Source organism: Streptomyces sp. CNZ301 (genome assembly GCF_004217425.1).
In genome coordinates this window covers 3,707,501-3,723,183 of the sequence record NZ_SHLG01000001.1, presented here as the reverse complement: position 1 = coordinate 3,723,183, position 15,683 = coordinate 3,707,501, and the positions used below count along the sequence as shown (strand labels likewise).

The following is a 15,683-nucleotide window of genomic DNA, read 5'->3' as shown; positions in this document are numbered from 1 at the left end:
GGCCCGGTGGCAGGGGCAGATCGCCTGGCGGCTGCGCGCGGGCGCCGCGGCTCCCAGGGGCGGACGGGCCCTGGCGCAGGACAGACGAATCAGCCCTCGGCAGCCGCCCATTGCCGTGCCGGACGTCGCGGGCCGGTGAACCTCTCCGGCCTCAGCGCTTAGACGTACCGCTCCAGAATGCTGGACTCCGCGAGCCTGGAGAGGCCTTCCCGCACCGAACGGGCCCGCGCCTCACCGACACCGTCGACGGTCTGGAGGTCGTCGACGCTCGCCGCGAGCAGCTTCTGCAGACCGCCGAAGTGTTCGACGAGGCGCTCGATGACCGTCCCCGGCAGCCTCGGCACCTTCGCCAGCAGCCGGAATCCGCGGGGCGAGACGGCGGAGTCCAGTGTCTCGGGAGCACCGCTGTAGCCCAGTGCCCGTGCCACCGTGGGCAGTTCGAGCAGCTCGGAGTGTGTGAGCCTGTCCAGTTCGCCGAGGGCCTCGCCGACCGTGCGGGAGCGGCGCCCGCTCGGCTCCGGCACGTAGTCGCGGGCCACAAGCTCGCGCTCCGGCTCGACTCCCGCGATCAACTCGTCGAGCTGGAGGGAGAGAAGCCGCCCGTCGGTGCCCAACTCCACGACGTACTCCGCGATTTCCGTGGCGATGCGGCGCACCATCTCCAGCCGCTGGGCGACGGCGGAGACGTCGCGCACCGTCACCAGGTCCTCGATCTCGAGGGCGGACAGCGTGCCCGCGACCTCGTCGAGCCGCAGCTTGTAGCGCTCCAGGGTGGCGAGGGCCTGGTTGGCGCGGGAGAGGATCGCCGCCGAGTCCTCCAGCACGCGCCGCTGCCCGTCCACGTACAGCGCGATCAGCCGCATCGACTGGCTGACCGAGACCACCGGGTATCCCGTCTGGATGGAGATCCGCTGCGCGGTGCGGTGCCGGGTGCCCGTCTCCTCCGTCGGGATCGAGGCGTCCGGCACGAGCTGCACGCCGGCCCGCACGATCTTGGTGACGTCCCGGTCGATGATCAGTGCGCCGTCCAGCTTGCACAGCTCGCGCAGGCGCGTCGCGGTGAAGTCCACATCGAGGACGAACCCGCCGGTGCACAGCGGCTCGACGTTCTTGTCCATGCCGAGGAGGATGAGTCCGCCGGTGTTGCCTCGCAGGACCCGCTCAAGGCCGTCGCGCAGGGCTGTACCGGGCGCCACCGCGCTCAGTGTGGCGCGCATCAGGCCCTCGGCGCCGGAGCCTCCCCCACCGGTCCTGCCGGGAGCTGCTGCCCGGTCATTGGCTGCCACGGCACTCCTTCGGTCGTTCGTGCGTACGGGCGGGACCGGGGCAAAGTCTACCGGCGGCGCGCGCCGCACCCTACTGCGCTGGCGTCTCCGGACCCGGCCGGAGCGTGCCGGACGCCCTGGAGCGGGCGGGCAGCACGGCCAGCGCCTCACCGATGTCCGCGACCTCGCGCACCCGCATGCCGTCGGGGACCCTGCCGGGGTCGACCGGGACGAGGGCGTGTGTGAAGCCCAGACGGGCGGCCTCGGCCAGCCTGCGCTGCACGCCCGTGACCCTGCGCACCTCACCGGCGAGACCGACTTCGCCGACGGCGACGAGGTTCTTCGGGAGCGGGGTGTCGCCGGCCGCGCTCGCCAGCGCGAGCGCGACGGCCAGGTCCGCGGCCGGTTCGGAGAGCTTCACGCCGCCGACCGTCGCGCTGTAGATGTCGCGCTTGCCGAGCGCGCTGATCCTTCCCCGCTGCTCCAGCACCGCGAGCATCATCGAGACGCGGGAGGTCTCCAGGCCCGACGTCGTGCGCCGGGGCGAGGGGATCTGGCTGTCCACCGTGAGCGCCTGCACCTCCGCGACGAGGGGACGGCGGCCTTCCAGGGTCACCGTCAGGCAGGTGCCCGGCACCGGCTCGGCGCGCCGGGTGAGGAAGAGCCCCGACGGGTCGGCGAGGCCGGTGATGCCCTCGTCGTGCAGCTCGAAGCAGCCGACTTCGTCGGTCGTCCCGTACCGGTTCTTCACGCCGCGCACCAGGCGCAGCCGCGCGTGACGGTCGCCCTCGAAGTGCAGTACTACGTCGACGAGATGCTCAAGGAGGCGCGGCCCCGCGATGGACCCGTCCTTGGTGACGTGGCCGACGAGAAGCGTGGACATGCCGCGGTCCTTCGAGGCGCGGATCAGGGCGGCGGCCACCTCGCGCACCTGGGCCACTCCGCCCGCGGCGCCGTCGATCTCGGGGGACGCGACGGTCTGCACCGAGTCCATGATCAGCAGGCTGGGCTTCACCTCGTCCAGGTGCGCGAGGACGGCGGAGAGGTCCGTCTCCGCCGCGAGGTACAGATGGTCGCCGATCGCCCCGATGCGGTCGGCCCGCAGCCGCACCTGGCCCGACGACTCCTCGCCCGTGACGTACAGCGTGCGATGCGTCTCGTCGGACGCCTTGGCCGCCACGTCGAGCAGCAGCGTCGACTTGCCGACGCCGGGCTCGCCCGCGACCAGGACCACCGCCCCGGGCACCAGACCTCCGCCGAGCACCCGGTCCAGCTCCGGGACGCCGGTGCCGCGCGCGGCGACCTGCGTGCTGTCGACCTGGCCGATGGGCAGCGCGGAGGCGGACACCCGGCCGGCGGCGGTCGTACGCACAGCGGGGGCGCCGCCCACTTCGTCGACGGTGCCCCACGCGTGACACTCGGGGCAGCGGCCGAGCCACTTGGCCGTCTGCCAGCCGCATTCCGAACAGCGGTACGCGGGACGGTCCTTGGCGGAGGTTTTGCGGGCAGCCATGTTCGTCACCGTAGACGGGGGCGCTGACAACGCGGGAACCGCCCGGGTCACGCGCGCTCCGCGGCCCGCCCCTGTGCCACGACGTCCCGGCGCGCGTTCCGGCTCCTCCGCTCTCCCGTCACTCTGCGTGTGCGCCTTCGGCCGCTTCCCGTGACGCCACTTGTCACCCGTGCGTGGACGGGGAGTTGAGCCCTTCGTGAGGCCGCGCGTCCCCTTTCGGGGGAGATGGTCACCCGTAAGGATTAAACCTGGACGACTGGGTCCGCAGCGGAAGCGTCGCCCGCCTACCGTCTCCGGGTGATGAGCAGCAGGCGCGACCACCCCACGCACACCACCGGCGCACACCGTGCGCATTCGGTGCGGCGGACGAAGCAGCACCAGCGCTCCGGTCCGTCCAAGGTCTTCAGCAGAGCCGGCGCGTCCGCCAAGGCGGGCGCGAACGGTACGGCCGGTGCGGCCACTTCGGCTGTCGCCGACGGCCCGGCGCCCCCGCCCGGTGCCGTGCGCACGGCGGGCACTCCCGTCGGCACGGTCGCGTGGCCCGAGGCCGAGGGGTCGGCCGGGCAGTCAACAGGCGCCGCAGTGCCGTCGGTTGCGACGGTCCCGGCCGGCGCCGTGCCGGACGGCGAGCCGGCGGAGCGCGGGCTGGTCCGCTACGAGCCGTATCTGGACGGCCTGTTCACGTACTGCCTGTCGGTGATGTGCGAGCACGACGCCGCCATCAGCGCCGTCGGCGAAGCGCTCGTGATCGCCGACCGGCAGCACGAGCGCGACCGCGCGCCGTCCCGCCGTAGCCTGCACCGCCCGTGGCTGTACGCGCTCGCCCGCTGGGTCTGCCTGCGCCGGCTGGCCGAGCAGAACAGTCGCGAGGGCGGCCGCGACACGGCCCCGGCCACGGCCGCGCATCTCACCGAGGCCGCCCGCACGCAGCGCCGCCGGGACCTCGCGGCACTCGCCTGGCCGGAGGCCGCCGGCACCACGCCCGAGCAGCGTGAGGCACTGGAGCTGGCCGTGCGCCACGGCCTGCCGGCGCACGAGGTCGCCGCCGTGCTGTCGCTCAGCGCCGAGGCCGCGAGCGCACTGCTCTCACAGGCGGCCTGCGAGGTGGAGCGCACCCGCGCCGCGCTCGCCGTCGTCAAGTCCGGTGGCTGTCCCGCCGTCTCGGGCCTCGCAGGTGAGGACCAGCTGCTGCTCGGCCCCGCCTTCCGGCGCGAGCTCGTCAAGCACGTCGACGAGTGCCCGCACTGCCGCCGCGCCGCCGAGCGCGCCATGTCCGGCGTCGCGTGGCCGGGCACGGCTCCCGCGGGCACCGCGGTGCTCGCCGTGCTCGAGGCTCCGCGTCCGGCTGTGGAGGCTGCCGTGCTCACCGTGCGGCGCGCGCGTCACAAGCACATGCCCCGCTTCGACAGAACCGGCTTCCCGGTGGAGATCAAGGACCGTGGGGCCCGCCGCGACAAGCTGCGCAGCAGGGCCGTGACCACCACGGTCGTGGCCACCGTCATCGCCGCTCCGGTGCTGGCGCTGTGGGCCGCGTACCGGGGTGCGCCGTTGACCGGCGAATCCGACGGCTCCTCCGTCTCGGCCTCCGACCGAGACGATGAATCGGCCCTGCGCGGGCAGCCGTTCGAGAACGCCGCGGAGGACAGGGCGCGCGGGCACGACGGCCGCGAGCGGGACGGCAAGGACGACGACTCCGGCAAGAAGCACGCCCACGGCAAGCACGGCAAGGACAAGTCCGCGGCCACCGCGGGTGCGGGACGGCTGTCGGTCGACGCCCGGCCCGCAGGGGGCGCGACGCTCATCACGCTGACGGCGAGCGGGAGTTCGCCCGTGCGCTGGTCGATGTCCGGTGACGCGTCATGGCTGGTCTTCAGCCGTACGAGCGGCGTGCTGCGCCCCGGTGAGACCGTCACCGTACGGGTCGGCGTCCTGCGCAGCCGCGAGCCCGCGGGCGCCTGGGCCGCGCACATCCGGGTCGCACCCTCCGGTGCTCTCGTCACGATCAAGGGACGGGGCTCCGGGTCGACCTCACCGACGCCGCCGCAGAACCACCCGAGTCCGCCGCCGTCCGAGGAGCCCACGACGCCGCCGCCCTCCGAGGACCCGACGACGCCGCCGCCGGAGGATCCCCCGTCATCCGAGGACCCGAGCTCGTCCCCGGACTGACGCGGCACCGGTACCGGCACCAGTGCCGGCACCGATACCGGTATCGGCACCGGCAGGCGGCCGGACGGCGCGGCAGAGCCGGCCGCCCGGCATCCTCGTCAGCTGCGCGACGTGTCGGCCGGCTGCGGGTCCGCCGGGTGCGGAGCCAGCAGCGGCAGCGGCGTGAACCGCGAGCCCGGGCCGGAGGCCGCACCGCCGTCGCCCTGGGCGCCGAGGCGCTGCTCGCACAGCCCGGCAAGGGTTTCGTAGCCCGCCTCGCCCATCAGCTCGGTCAACTCCGGTTTGTACGAGACGTATACGGGATCGCCCGCCCCATGCGCGGAGGGCGCCGAGGTGCACCACCAGTGAAGGTCGTGCCCTCCCGGTCCCCAACCCCGCCTGTCGTACTCGCCGATGGACACGACCAGCACCTGCTCGCCGTCGGCCTGCTCGACCCATTCGAAGGTCCTGCGGATGGGCAACTGCCAGCACACATCCGGCTTCGTCTCCAGCGGCTCACGGCCCTCACGAAGGGCGAGCATGTGCAGGGCGCAGCCCTGACCGCCGGAGAATCCCGGCCGGTTGTGGAAGATGCAGGCGCCCTCCAAGCGGCGCGTCTGCCGCTCCCCGTCGTTCTCGTCCTTCTCCACCCAGCCGGAGCCGGTGCCCACGTCGTGGAACTGCCATGTCTCCGGCGTCAGTCGCTCCACGTGCGCGGCCACGCGCTCCTCGTCCTCCTCGTCGGAGAAGTGCGCGCCCAGCGTGCAGCAGCCGTCGTCCGCCCGGCCGGGCCTGATGCCCTGGCATCCCTGCCCGAAGACGCAGTGCCAGCGCGAGGTGAGCCACGTCAGGTCGCAGCGGAAGACCTGCTCGTCGTCTGCGGGGTCGGGGAACTCGACCCAGGCCCGGGGGAAGTCCAGGCCGGTCTCCTCGGACCTGGGGTCGGCGCCGTCGTGGCCCTGCTGCTCCTCGTCGGCCGTGCCGCTGCCACCGTGCCGCTGCTGCGAGATCTGTGCCTCCTGGGGGCCCTGCGCCTGTTGAGTTCCCTGGGCCTGTTGTCCCGGCTGTCCCGGATTCGCCCGTCCGCCCTGCTTCCGGCGCTTCGCCGCTTTCGTCTTACCCACGTGCCCCAGCGTAGCCGCGGCGGCACCCGAAACGGCTAGCGTGACCGTATGAGACTCGGTGTCCTCGACGTGGGCTCGAACACGGTCCACCTGCTCGTGGTGGACGCGCACTCCGGCGCGCGGCCCCTTCCCGCCTATTCCCACAAGGCAGAGCTCAGACTCGCCGAACTCCTCGACGAGGAGGGTGCGATCAACTCCGACGGCGTCGACCGTCTCGCCGCCACCGTCGCCGACGCGCTCCAGGTCGCGGAGGACCAGGGCGTCGAGGATCTTCTCCCGTTCGCCACCTCCGCGGTGCGCGAAGCGGCCAACGCTGAGCACGTCCTCGCACGCGTCGCCGAGGAGACCGGCGTCAAGCTGGAGGTCCTCACCGGTGAGGACGAGGCCCGGCTCACTTTCCTCGCCTCGCGCCGCTGGTTCGGCTGGTCCGTGGGCCGGTTGCTGCTCCTCGACATCGGCGGGGGTTCCCTGGAGATCGCCTTCGGGCAGGACGAGGAGCCGGATGCCGCCGTCTCGCTGCCGCTGGGCGCCGGCAGGCTCACCAGCGCATGGCTGCCGGGCGATCCGCCCGACACGGACGGCCAGCGGGCGCTGCGCCGTCACGTACGGACCGAAATCGCGCGCGTCGTCGGCGAGTTCACCCGCTTCAGCTCTCCGGATCACGCGGTCGGCACCTCCAAGTCGTTCAAGCAGCTCGCCCGCATCGCCGGTGCGGCCCGTAGCTCCGAAGGCCCGTACGTCGAACGGCGGTTGAGCCGTGCCGCGCTGGAGGCGTGGGTGCCGCGCCTCGCCACCATGACCGCAGCCGAACGATCGGAGCTGCCCGGAGTCTCGGCGGGCAGGGCTCATCAACTCCTCGCCGCAGCCATGGTCGCGGAGGCCGCTATGGACCTCTTCCGCGTCGACGAGGTCGAGATCTGCCCCTGGGCGCTGCGCGAGGGCGTCATCCTGCGCCGCCTCGACCACCTGCGCGGCTCGTGAGATCCCTCACGGCATCCGCCGCCGTACGCGCGCTGCCGCGGCCTTCGGAAGGCCTCGCGGCAGCGGCGTGACCAGCGGAACGATCAATGGACGGCCCGCCGTGGAGCGGCCTCCCGCTGCCGGACTGATCACCCGGGCGGAGCCTTAGGCTGTCTGCTGTGGTTCAACCTGCTCGCGTCCCCGATGTGAAGGTCGCCCTGTCAACGGCCTCCGTCTATCCGGAGTCGACGGCGACGGCTTTCGAGATCGCCGCACGCCTCGGCTACGACGGAGTCGAGGTCATGGTGTGGACGGACCCGGTGAGCCAGGACATCGAGGCACTGCGACGCCTCTCCGACTTCCACGGCGTGCCTGTGCTCGCCGTGCACGCCCCCTGTCTGCTGATCACCCAGCGCGTATGGTCCACGGACCCCTGGGTGAAGCTCCAGCGTGCGCGCTCCGCGGCGGAGCGGCTCGGCGCGTCTACGGTCGTCGTGCACCCGCCCTTCCGGTGGCAGCGCAATTACGCGCGTGACTTCGTGAGCGGCGTGTGGCGGATGGCCGGCGAGACCGACGTGCGCTTCGCCGTCGAGAACATGTTCCCGTGGCGCTACCGCGACCGCGAGATGCTGGCCTACGCGCCCGACTGGGACCCCACCCAGGACGACTACCGGCACTTCACGATCGACCTCTCACACACGGCGACCTCCCGCACCGAGACCCTCGCCATGCTCGACCGCATGGGCGACAGGCTCGGTCACGTGCACATCGCCGACGGCACCGGATCCAACAAGGACGAGCACCTGGTCCCCGGACGCGGCAACCAGCCGTGCGCGGAGCTCCTGGAGCGGCTCGGCGCGAGCGGCTTCGACGGCCACGTCGTCGTCGAGGTCAACACACGGCGCGCGATGTCCGCGGAGGAGCGGGAGAGCGATCTGACCGAGGCGCTCGCGTACACGCGGCTCCACCTGGCGTCGGCGGCCGTAGGGGGCCCGTCCCCGCAAGGGCAGCGGTGAGCGCGAAGGGGCCGGTGCGCAGACGCGGCCGTCCCGCGTCCGCGGAGAAGGCCGCCGGAGAGCCGGCGACCCGGGACCGAATCCTCGGCTCCGCCCGTACGGAGTTCGCGGAGCGCGGCTACGACAAGGCGTCGATCCGGGCGATCGCACGCCGCGCGGGCGTGGACTCCGCCCTCGTGCACCACTACTTCGGCACCAAGGAGCAGGTCTTCACGGCGGCCGTCCAGGGGGCGTTCGCCCCGGCCATGGGCATTCCCGATCTGCTGCTGTCGGGCAGCCGTGACGAGTGGGGCGAGCGGCTCGTCGGATTCGTGTTCAGGATCTGGGAGGACGCGGTCACCCGCGATCCCCTGATGGCGATCATGCGTTCCGCCGTCAACAACGAGACGGCCGCGTCCATCTTCCGTGGGCTCGTCTCCCGCAACCTGCTGGAGCGCGTCGCCTCGGGACTCGACAAGCCGGACGCGGCACTGCGCGTAGAGCTGGCCCTGGCCCAGCTCGTGGGCACCGCCATGCTGCGGTACGTGATCAAGGTCGAGCCGATCGCGTCGGTCCCGCCGGAGGAGCTGATCCCCCGGCTCGCGCCCGTCGTGCAGCGGCATCTCACCGGCTGAGGCCCGCCGGGGCTGTGCGTGCCGCCCCCGGGCGGCCGCGTCGGCGGGCCGGGCGGCCCCGCGGACGGAAGGTCTCAGCATGTGATCCCGTGGTCCGGATCCCGGTCGTGTGGGCGTATCCTCGGGCGCTACCGAATGTGCGAGCTGCCGCCCCGCAGGCGAGGCGACGCAGGCGCCGGGCGGCGCGCACCGGAGACATCGCGCGTCACCGGAAGGCGTACGCGCCGTACGAGGGAGTTGCACGATGCCCGAGCTGAGGTCCCGCACCGTCACACACGGCCGCAACATGGCGGGTGCCCGAGCCCTCATGCAGGCCTCGGGCGTAGCCCGCGAGGACTTCGGCAAGCCGATCATCGCGGTCTCCAACAGCTTCACGGAGTTCGTGCCCGGGCACACCCACCTCCAGCCCGTGGGCCGGATCGTGAGCGACGCGATCAAGGCCGCCGGCGGCATCCCGCGCGAGTTCAACACGATCGCCGTCGACGACGGCATCGCCATGGGCCACGGCGGCATGCTCTACTCGCTGCCCTCCCGCGACCTGATCGCCGACTCGGTGGAGTACATGACGGAGGCGCACTGCGCCGACGCCCTCATCTGCATCTCCAACTGCGACAAGATCACACCCGGGATGCTCAACGCCGCGATGCGGCTCAACATCCCGACCGTCTTCGTCTCCGGCGGCCCCATGGAGTCCGGCACGGCGACCCTCGTCAACGGCACGGTCCGCAAGCTCGACCTGATCAGCGCCATCTCCGAGTCCGCCAACGAGAGCGTCTCGGACGAGGACATGCGCCGCATCGAGGACAGCGCCTGCCCCACCTGCGGCTCCTGCTCCGGCATGTTCACCGCCAACTCGATGAACTGCCTCACCGAGGCCATGGGCCTCTCCCTGCCCGGCAACGGCTCCGTCCTCGCCACGCACACCGCCCGCAAGGCCCTCTACGAGGACGCCGGTGCCACGGTGGTCGAGCTGGCCCGGCGGTACTACGAGCAGGACGACCAGACCGTGCTGCCCCGGAGCATCGGGTCCCGCGCCGCCTTCGAGAACGCGATGGCGCTCGACATCGCCATGGGCGGCTCCACCAACACGATCCTGCACCTGCTCGCCGCCGCCCAGGAGGCGGAACTCGACTTCACCATGGCGGACATCGACGCGCTCTCCCGCTCGCTGCCCTGCCTGACCAAGGTCGCGCCGAACGGCACGTACTACATGGAGGACGTGCACCGTGCCGGAGGCATCCCGGCCATCCTCGGCGAGCTGTACCGCGCGGGCCTGCTGAACGAGGACGTGCACAGCGTGCACTCCCCGTCCCTGGCCGGCTGGCTCAAGAGCTGGGACATCCGCGGAGGCTCGCCCTCGGCGAAGGCGACGGAGCTCTTCCACGCCGCGCCCGGCTGTGTCCGCTCCGCCTCGGCGTTCTCGCAGTCCGAGCGCTGGGACTCCCTCGACACCGACGCCGCGGGCGGCTGCATCCGCGACGTCGAGCACGCCTACTCCACGGAGGGCGGCCTCGCCGTCCTCCACGGCAACCTCGCCGAGAACGGCTGTGTCGTGAAGACGGCGGGCGTCGACGAGTCGATCCTCACCTTCACCGGGCCGGCCGTGGTGTGCGAGTCGCAGGAGCAGGCCGTCGAGGCCATCCTCGCCAAGCAGGTCAAGGAGGGCGACGTCGTCGTCATCCGTTACGAGGGCCCCAAGGGCGGCCCCGGCATGCAGGAGATGCTCTACCCGACGTCGTTCCTGAAGGGACGCGGACTCGGCAAGGCGTGCGCGCTCATCACCGACGGCCGCTTCTCGGGCGGCACTTCGGGCCTGTCCATCGGCCATGTCTCGCCGGAGGCGGCGGGCGGCGGCACGATCGCGCTCGTCGAGACCGACGACGAGATCGTCATCGACATCCCGAACCGCACCATCCGGCTGAACGTCCCGGACGAGGAACTCGCCGCGCGCCGCGAGGCGTTGAACGGCCGCTACGCGCCCCGCGACCGCGACCGCAAGGTCTCCACGGCCCTGCGCGCCTACGCGGCCATGGCCACCAGCGCCGACAAGGGCGCCGTGCGCGACCTGACCCAGCTCGGAGGCTGACACCCGCGTTACGGCGGTCCGCTCGCGTGGTCGTACGGCGGCCCCCTCCGCGTGGCGTACGGCCGTCCGCCCGCCCTGGCGCCACAAGCCCGCTCGCCGTGGCCGTACGGGACCCCTACGGGTCCGCCGTACGGCCACGGCGGTGCTGCGGACCGGCCCACCCGGAGCAGCCTCGGGGAGAACCCTGAACCGCCCCTGATCTCCGCGGTGGCGCCTTTCCCGGCCCGTCCGCGGTGCGCATCATCAAGTGCGTACATAACCGCAGGAGTCGGAGAAGGGCAGCCACGTGAGTGAGCAGACGGCAGGCCTCGCGGCCACCGACCCAGCCGGAGTCTGGGCAGCCGCCATCGGGACCGGGGGCGTCTTCGTCCTGCTGATCGTGCTCGTGTGGCAGATCGCCGCGACCTGGCGTGCCCGGATGCTCGCGGCGCGCGAGGAGCAGTACAAGGAACTCGCCCGCAAGTACGCGGAACTGCTCGAGGACAACGTCGAGTTGCACCGTCGCAGCATCGAGGAGCTGACGGCGGCCAGGCGTTCGGTCGACGCGCTGGAGCGGAAGATGATGCGCGAGGTCGAATGACCGCCGGCCGCCGTCCTGCCGGTACGGGGCACGCGCCGCCTGCCGCGCGCGGCGACGAGGCGGCGGCGGTCACCCCGTGCCGCCGTCTACCCGTGCCGCCCCGCCCCCGCGGAGCCGTCGTGGCCCGAAGGGCCCGCAGCGGCAGCCGAGAGCGAAGACGCGGTACCTGCACGGGAGTTGTGCTCCTCCTGCCACGTAGCCAGTGCCATGCCGCACGCGTGGTCGACGTGCCGCAGTCCTGCCAGGTTGAGTTCGACGGTGCGGTCGCGGGGCAGAGCCTCCAACTGGTCCAGCAGCTTGGGCAGCCGCAGAAAGGTCGCGTTGCCCAGCACGCGTACGCGCAGAGCCTCGTCCGCGCCCGGGTCCTCCGTCTCGACCTGTACGTGGGAGATCTCCCAGGCCGTCTTCACCACCGCAAGCAGCAGTCCGGCCACCACGCCCTCGAAAAGGTTGGTCCCCACGATCGTCAATGCGGTCACCGCCAGCACCACGGCCTCCGCACGGTGCTCCCGCCACAGCGGCACGAACTGCCGTACGGGAATGAGCTTCCAGCCCGCGTGCACCAGCACTCCCGCCAGCGCGGACACCGGAATCATCCCGAGGACCCCCGGCATCGCGGCCACGAAAAGCAGCAGCCACACCCCGTGCAGCACCCGTGAGAGCTTCGTCCGCGCGCCGGCGGAGACGTTCGCGGAGCTGCGCACGATGACCGCCGTCATCGGCAGCGCGCCCAGCGCCCCGCACACCGTGTTGCCGGCGCCCTGCGCCATCAGCTCCTTGTCGTAGTCCGTGCGGGGACCGTCGTGCAGCCTGTCCACGGCCGCCGCGCTGAAGAGCGACTCGGCCGACGCGATGAGCGTGAACGCCAGCACCGTTCCGGCCACGCCGAGGGACAGCAGCTCCCCGAAGTCCTGTGCACCGGGCGGCTGTACGGCCTCCAGCACGCCCTGCACCCGTACGCGCGCGACCGGCAGCCCGAAGGCGGCGGTCGCCGCAGTGGCGAGCCCAACAGCGGCCAGCGGCGCGGGCAGGACCTTCGCGGCGCGCTTCCACCGGGGCCAGAGGATCAGCACCGCGATCGTCCCCGTTCCGATGAGGGCCGCGGTCGGTGCCGTGCTGCCGCCGAGCAGGTCACCACAGAGTCCCGGCAGGCCCATGATCTTGGCGGGGCCGCCGGCGGGCGCCTTCGCGTCGGCCAGCGTGTACACCTGACCCGCGATGAGCACCATGCCGATCCCGGCGAGCATGCCCTGCACGACGGCGACGGAGATGGCCCGGAACCACCTGCCCAGGCGCAGCGCGCCCATGAGCAGCTGAAGCAGTCCGGCGCACAGCACCAGCACGCCGAGCACACCGAGGCCGTACGACTGCACGGCTTCGTAGACGAGCACGGTGAGGCCCGCCGCGGGCCCGCTCACCTGGAGGCTGCTGCCCGGCAGCACTCCGACGACGAGGCCGCCCACGATTCCGGTTACCAGGCCGAGTTCGGCGGGCACGCCGGATGCGACGGCGATGCCGACGCACAACGGCAGGGCGACGAGAAAGACGACGAGGGACGCGGTGACATCGGCCCGGAGGGTCGAGCGGGCCCTGATTCTCAAAGGCATGGGGCATCTCCAGCCTGGCCCGCGCCGCGATGCGCGGCGGGACATGGCGTGACGGGTCGCTGAACGGATTCTCTGAACGAGAGGGGAGCGGAGGGAGCGTGCGTGCGGGCACTGGGCCGCCGGTCGACTCCGTTCCGCGCGGACTGACCCGCGGACGCGCGCGGGAACGCGAACGCGGACGCGGGATGCGGGACGCGGGAACGATCAGCAGCGGAAGGTCTGTTGGAGCACGGTCCGGTCGACCGACCGGCCACGCGCAGCAAGATCACGCTCAGTGATGGATTGTGCCCGGCCGTCTTTCCGCACCGCTCCGACATCGCAGCCGCACACGCGTCCGGGAGCCCCCGTCAGCGCCTGGGATCCGGCGGATCGCCGCGGCCCGTGCCTCGGCTTGCAGTCGTCCTCGGCCGTCCCGGAGTGCTCGTACGGAATTCCCGCCTGCGCGGCAGCAGCAGTGGTGGGCCGCATTCCCTGCCCCATGGCCTGCGCGGACATGCATTCCGCGCCGAGGAGGGCCGCGAGCGTCAGAACCACGGCGGTGACGAAGGCCCGCACGCCGCTGCGTCTGCTCGCCGCCATCAAGCCTCCCTCGATCCACCCGGCCGCTCGTTGACAGAGGGCCTCATTGTGTCAACCAGCCTCTGCGCGTTTGCAAGTCGGCACAGCCACTCTGCGTGAAAAGCGATGTGCGGATGGCTGTAACCCGCCGCCGCGTCGTGCGGAGTCATACGTGCGTGCGGGAGCCGTCGTCATCGGCTCTTGACGCGCGCCACGAACGCGCCACACAATTCATCACATGATGAATAAGCGTCCTCCGGGGCCCCCTGCACGCGATTCGCAGGGAACGGCACACCCGGCGATCAAGGCGGCCGGCCTCTGCGTCGTCCGGGGCGGCCACACGGTCGTCGACGACCTCACCTTCGACGTCCCCGCGGGCAGCGTCACCGGCCTGCTCGGCCCGTCCGGCTGCGGCAAGTCCACGCTCATGCGCGCCCTCGTCGGCACCCAGGCCAAGGTCACCGGCACCCTGGAAGTCCTCGGCCGCCCGGCCGGCTCGCCGCCCCTGCGGGCCCGCGTCGGCTACGTCACCCAGGACCCCTCCGTGTACGGAGACCTGACCGCACGCCAGAACCTCGACTACTACGCGGCGGTGCTCGGGATCCCGCGCCGCGAACGCTCCGGGGCGGTCGACCGCGCACTGAGCGACGTGGACCTGTCCTCCCACGCGGACTCCCTCACCTCGAACCTCTCCGGCGGCCAGCACTCCCGGGTCTCGCTCGCCGTCGCCCTGCTCGGCACGCCCGAACTGCTCGTCCTCGACGAGCCGACGGTCGGCCTCGACCCCGTGCTCCGCCGCGACCTGTGGAACCTCTTCCACCGCCTCGCCGCGGAGCGCGGCACCACGCTCCTCATCTCCTCCCACGTCATGGATGAGGCGGACCGCTGCCAGAACCTGCTGCTCATGCGCGCCGGCCGACTCCTGGCCGCCGACTCCCCCGCCGCCCTCCGCGCCCGTACGCACACCGACTCAATCGAAGGCGCCTTCCTGCACCTGGTGGACGAGGCCCGCAGGGACGAGACCACCGCCTCCTGACCCCACGCACGCCGCACCACCGCAGCGCCCGCCGCTGCCCCGAACCCGCCCGCCCCGAACCGCGGAGAACAGCCATGAAGCCGGCCCGGACCCTCGCCACAGCTCGGCGCGTACTGCGCCAGCTCGGCCACGACCCCCGCACGATCGGCCTGCTGCTGTTCGTGCCCGTCCTGCTGCTCGTACTCCTGTACTACGTCTTCGACGCCGACCGGCGCGCCTTCGACTCCATCGGCGCATCCCTGCTCGGCATCTTCCCGCTGGTGACGATGTTCCTGGTGACGTCCATCGCCACCCTCCGGGAGCGCACCTCGGGAACCCTGGAGCGGCTGCTGTCGATGCCGCTCGGGAAGGGCGATCTGATCGCCGGCTACGCGCTCGCGTTCGGCATACTCGCCGTCGTCCAGGCGTCCATCGCCACGGCAGTGGCCGTGTGGCTCCTCGACCTCGACTTCGCCGGCTCACCGGCCATGCTGCTCCTGATCGCCCTGCTCGACGCGATCCTGGGCACCGCCCTCGGCCTCTTCGTCAGCGCCTTCGCCGCATCCGAGTTCCAGGTCGTGCAGTTCATGCCGGCGATCATCTTCCCGCAGATCCTCCTGTGCGGCCTTTTCGCGCCGCGCGACAGCATGCAGCCGGTCCTCGAATACATCTCGAATGCCCTGCCCATGTCGTACGCCGTCGACGGCATGAACCAGGTTCTCCAACACCCCGATCCCACCGGCGACTTCGTACGCGATGCGGTCATCGTCGCGGGCTCCGCCCTCCTCGTCCTCTGCGTGGGTGCGGCCACCCTGCGGCGCCGCACGCCATGACCCGCGGCCGCGGCGCATCCACCAGCCGGACGGTTGCGCCGCGGCCCTCGCGCCGGTGCGAGGATGAGAGGAGCACGCGTACGCACTGGACGAGGTGAACCAGCCAATGACCCAGAAAGTCGCAGTCCTCGGCACCGGCAAGATCGGTGAGGCCCTGCTCTCCGGGATGCTCAGGGGCGGCTGGTCACCGTCCAACCTCCTGGTCACCGCCCGCCGCCCCGAACGGGCACAGGAACTGCGCGAGCGGCACGGAGTGGAGGCCGTCAGCAACACCGAGGCCGCCAAGCGCGCGGACACCCTCATCCTCACGGTCAAGCCGCAGGACATGAACACGCTGCTGGACGAACTGGCACCGCACACCCCCGCC

At 72.1% G+C, this 15,683-nt stretch carries 14 protein-coding genes (1 of these 14 cut by a window edge); 9 read left to right on the top strand and 5 right to left on the bottom strand.

The window, feature by feature from the left end:
- Positions 1-158: 158 nt before the first annotated feature.
- The gene (gene disA / locus EV375_RS16085; RefSeq protein WP_130300041.1) at positions 159-1,286 is read right to left on the bottom strand and encodes a DNA integrity scanning diadenylate cyclase DisA; all 1,128 of its coding nucleotides are present in this window, start codon (positions 1,284-1,286) and stop codon (positions 159-161) included.
- Positions 1,287-1,356: 70 nt separating this feature from the next.
- Positions 1,357-2,778, bottom strand: a complete 1,422-nt coding sequence (gene radA, locus EV375_RS16080; protein ID WP_130300040.1) for a DNA repair protein RadA — start codon at positions 2,776-2,778, stop codon at positions 1,357-1,359.
- A 300-nt stretch (positions 2,779-3,078) separates the two neighbouring features.
- Here radA and EV375_RS29135 point away from each other — a divergent pair, with 300 nt between their 5' ends.
- Entirely contained in the window at positions 3,079-4,944 is a 1,866-nt protein-coding gene (locus tag EV375_RS29135) for a sigma-70 family RNA polymerase sigma factor (RefSeq protein WP_165434743.1), read from the top strand.
- A gap of 98 nt (positions 4,945-5,042) precedes the next feature.
- Here EV375_RS29135 and EV375_RS16070 read toward each other — a convergent pair whose 3' ends face one another.
- The gene (locus EV375_RS16070; RefSeq protein WP_130301886.1) at positions 5,043-5,843 is read right to left on the bottom strand and encodes a DUF3109 family protein; all 801 of its coding nucleotides are present in this window, start codon (positions 5,841-5,843) and stop codon (positions 5,043-5,045) included.
- A gap of 252 nt (positions 5,844-6,095) precedes the next feature.
- On the opposite strand from EV375_RS16070, the gene EV375_RS16065 reads away from it, so the two are divergent.
- From EV375_RS16065 to EV375_RS16045, 5 genes are all read left to right on the top strand, one after another.
- Positions 6,096-7,028 carry a Ppx/GppA phosphatase family protein gene (locus EV375_RS16065; protein ID WP_130300038.1) on the top strand — a complete coding sequence of 311 codons (933 nt, stop codon included), beginning with the start codon at positions 6,096-6,098 and terminating at the stop codon, positions 7,026-7,028.
- Between the two features lie 158 nt (positions 7,029-7,186).
- Positions 7,187-8,023, top strand: a complete 837-nt coding sequence (locus EV375_RS16060; RefSeq protein ID WP_130300037.1) for a sugar phosphate isomerase/epimerase family protein — start codon at positions 7,187-7,189, stop codon at positions 8,021-8,023.
- The gene (locus EV375_RS16055) at positions 8,020-8,637 is read left to right on the top strand and encodes a TetR/AcrR family transcriptional regulator (protein ID WP_130300036.1); all 618 of its coding nucleotides are present in this window, start codon (positions 8,020-8,022) and stop codon (positions 8,635-8,637) included. Before EV375_RS16060 ends, EV375_RS16055 begins: the two co-directional genes overlap by 4 nt.
- Before the next feature lie 244 nt (positions 8,638-8,881).
- A complete protein-coding gene (gene ilvD / locus EV375_RS16050) occupies positions 8,882-10,723 on the top strand; it encodes a dihydroxy-acid dehydratase (RefSeq protein WP_130300035.1) in 1,842 nt (613 codons plus the stop codon).
- A gap of 286 nt (positions 10,724-11,009) precedes the next feature.
- Positions 11,010-11,303 carry a hypothetical protein gene (locus EV375_RS16045; RefSeq protein ID WP_055488869.1) on the top strand — a complete coding sequence of 98 codons (294 nt, stop codon included), beginning with the start codon at positions 11,010-11,012 and terminating at the stop codon, positions 11,301-11,303.
- Positions 11,304-11,389: 86 nt separating this feature from the next.
- Here EV375_RS16045 and EV375_RS16040 read toward each other — a convergent pair whose 3' ends face one another.
- Together EV375_RS16040 and EV375_RS16035 are read right to left on the bottom strand one after the other, a co-directional pair.
- Entirely contained in the window at positions 11,390-12,910 is a 1,521-nt protein-coding gene (locus tag EV375_RS16040; protein ID WP_486588504.1) for a SulP family inorganic anion transporter, read from the bottom strand.
- 204 nt (positions 12,911-13,114) lie between these two features.
- On the bottom strand, positions 13,115-13,489 hold the full coding sequence (locus EV375_RS16035) for a hypothetical protein (RefSeq protein ID WP_130300033.1): 375 nt from the start codon (positions 13,487-13,489) through the stop codon (positions 13,115-13,117).
- A gap of 217 nt (positions 13,490-13,706) precedes the next feature.
- Here EV375_RS16035 and EV375_RS16030 point away from each other — a divergent pair, with 217 nt between their 5' ends.
- From EV375_RS16030 to proC, 3 genes are all read left to right on the top strand, one after another.
- Positions 13,707-14,504 carry an ABC transporter ATP-binding protein gene (locus EV375_RS16030; protein ID WP_130300032.1) on the top strand — a complete coding sequence of 266 codons (798 nt, stop codon included), beginning with the start codon at positions 13,707-13,709 and terminating at the stop codon, positions 14,502-14,504.
- Positions 14,505-14,578: 74 nt separating this feature from the next.
- Positions 14,579-15,316: an ABC transporter permease gene (locus EV375_RS16025; RefSeq protein WP_130300031.1), complete on the top strand. Its 738-nt coding sequence runs from the start codon at positions 14,579-14,581 to the stop codon at positions 15,314-15,316.
- Positions 15,317-15,422: 106 nt separating this feature from the next.
- A protein-coding gene (gene proC / locus EV375_RS16020; protein WP_055488874.1) for a pyrroline-5-carboxylate reductase crosses the window boundary here: on the top strand, positions 15,423-15,683 show its beginning. Its footprint extends 549 nt past the window's final position; the window shows 261 of its 810 coding nt (coding positions 1-261); the start codon lies at positions 15,423-15,425; the stop codon falls past the right edge of the window.

What these genes read in the sequence shown, in the direction of transcription:
- radA (WP_130300040.1), bottom strand. Translation starts at nt 2,778, where the DNA reads ATGGCTGCCCGCAAAACCTCCGCCAAGGACCGTCCCGCGTACCGCTGT.
- EV375_RS29135 (WP_165434743.1), top strand. Translation starts at nt 3,079, where the DNA reads ATGAGCAGCAGGCGCGACCACCCCACGCACACCACCGGCGCACACCGT.
- EV375_RS16065 (WP_130300038.1), top strand. Translation starts at nt 6,096, where the DNA reads ATGAGACTCGGTGTCCTCGACGTGGGCTCGAACACGGTCCACCTGCTC.
- ilvD (WP_130300035.1), top strand. Translation starts at nt 8,882, where the DNA reads ATGCCCGAGCTGAGGTCCCGCACCGTCACACACGGCCGCAACATGGCG.
- EV375_RS16040 (WP_486588504.1), bottom strand. Translation starts at nt 12,910, where the DNA reads ATGCCTTTGAGAATCAGGGCCCGCTCGACCCTCCGGGCCGATGTCACC.
- EV375_RS16035 (WP_130300033.1), bottom strand. Translation starts at nt 13,489, where the DNA reads ATGGCGGCGAGCAGACGCAGCGGCGTGCGGGCCTTCGTCACCGCCGTG.
- EV375_RS16030 (WP_130300032.1), top strand. Translation starts at nt 13,707, where the DNA reads ATGATGAATAAGCGTCCTCCGGGGCCCCCTGCACGCGATTCGCAGGGA.
- EV375_RS16025 (WP_130300031.1), top strand. Translation starts at nt 14,579, where the DNA reads ATGAAGCCGGCCCGGACCCTCGCCACAGCTCGGCGCGTACTGCGCCAG.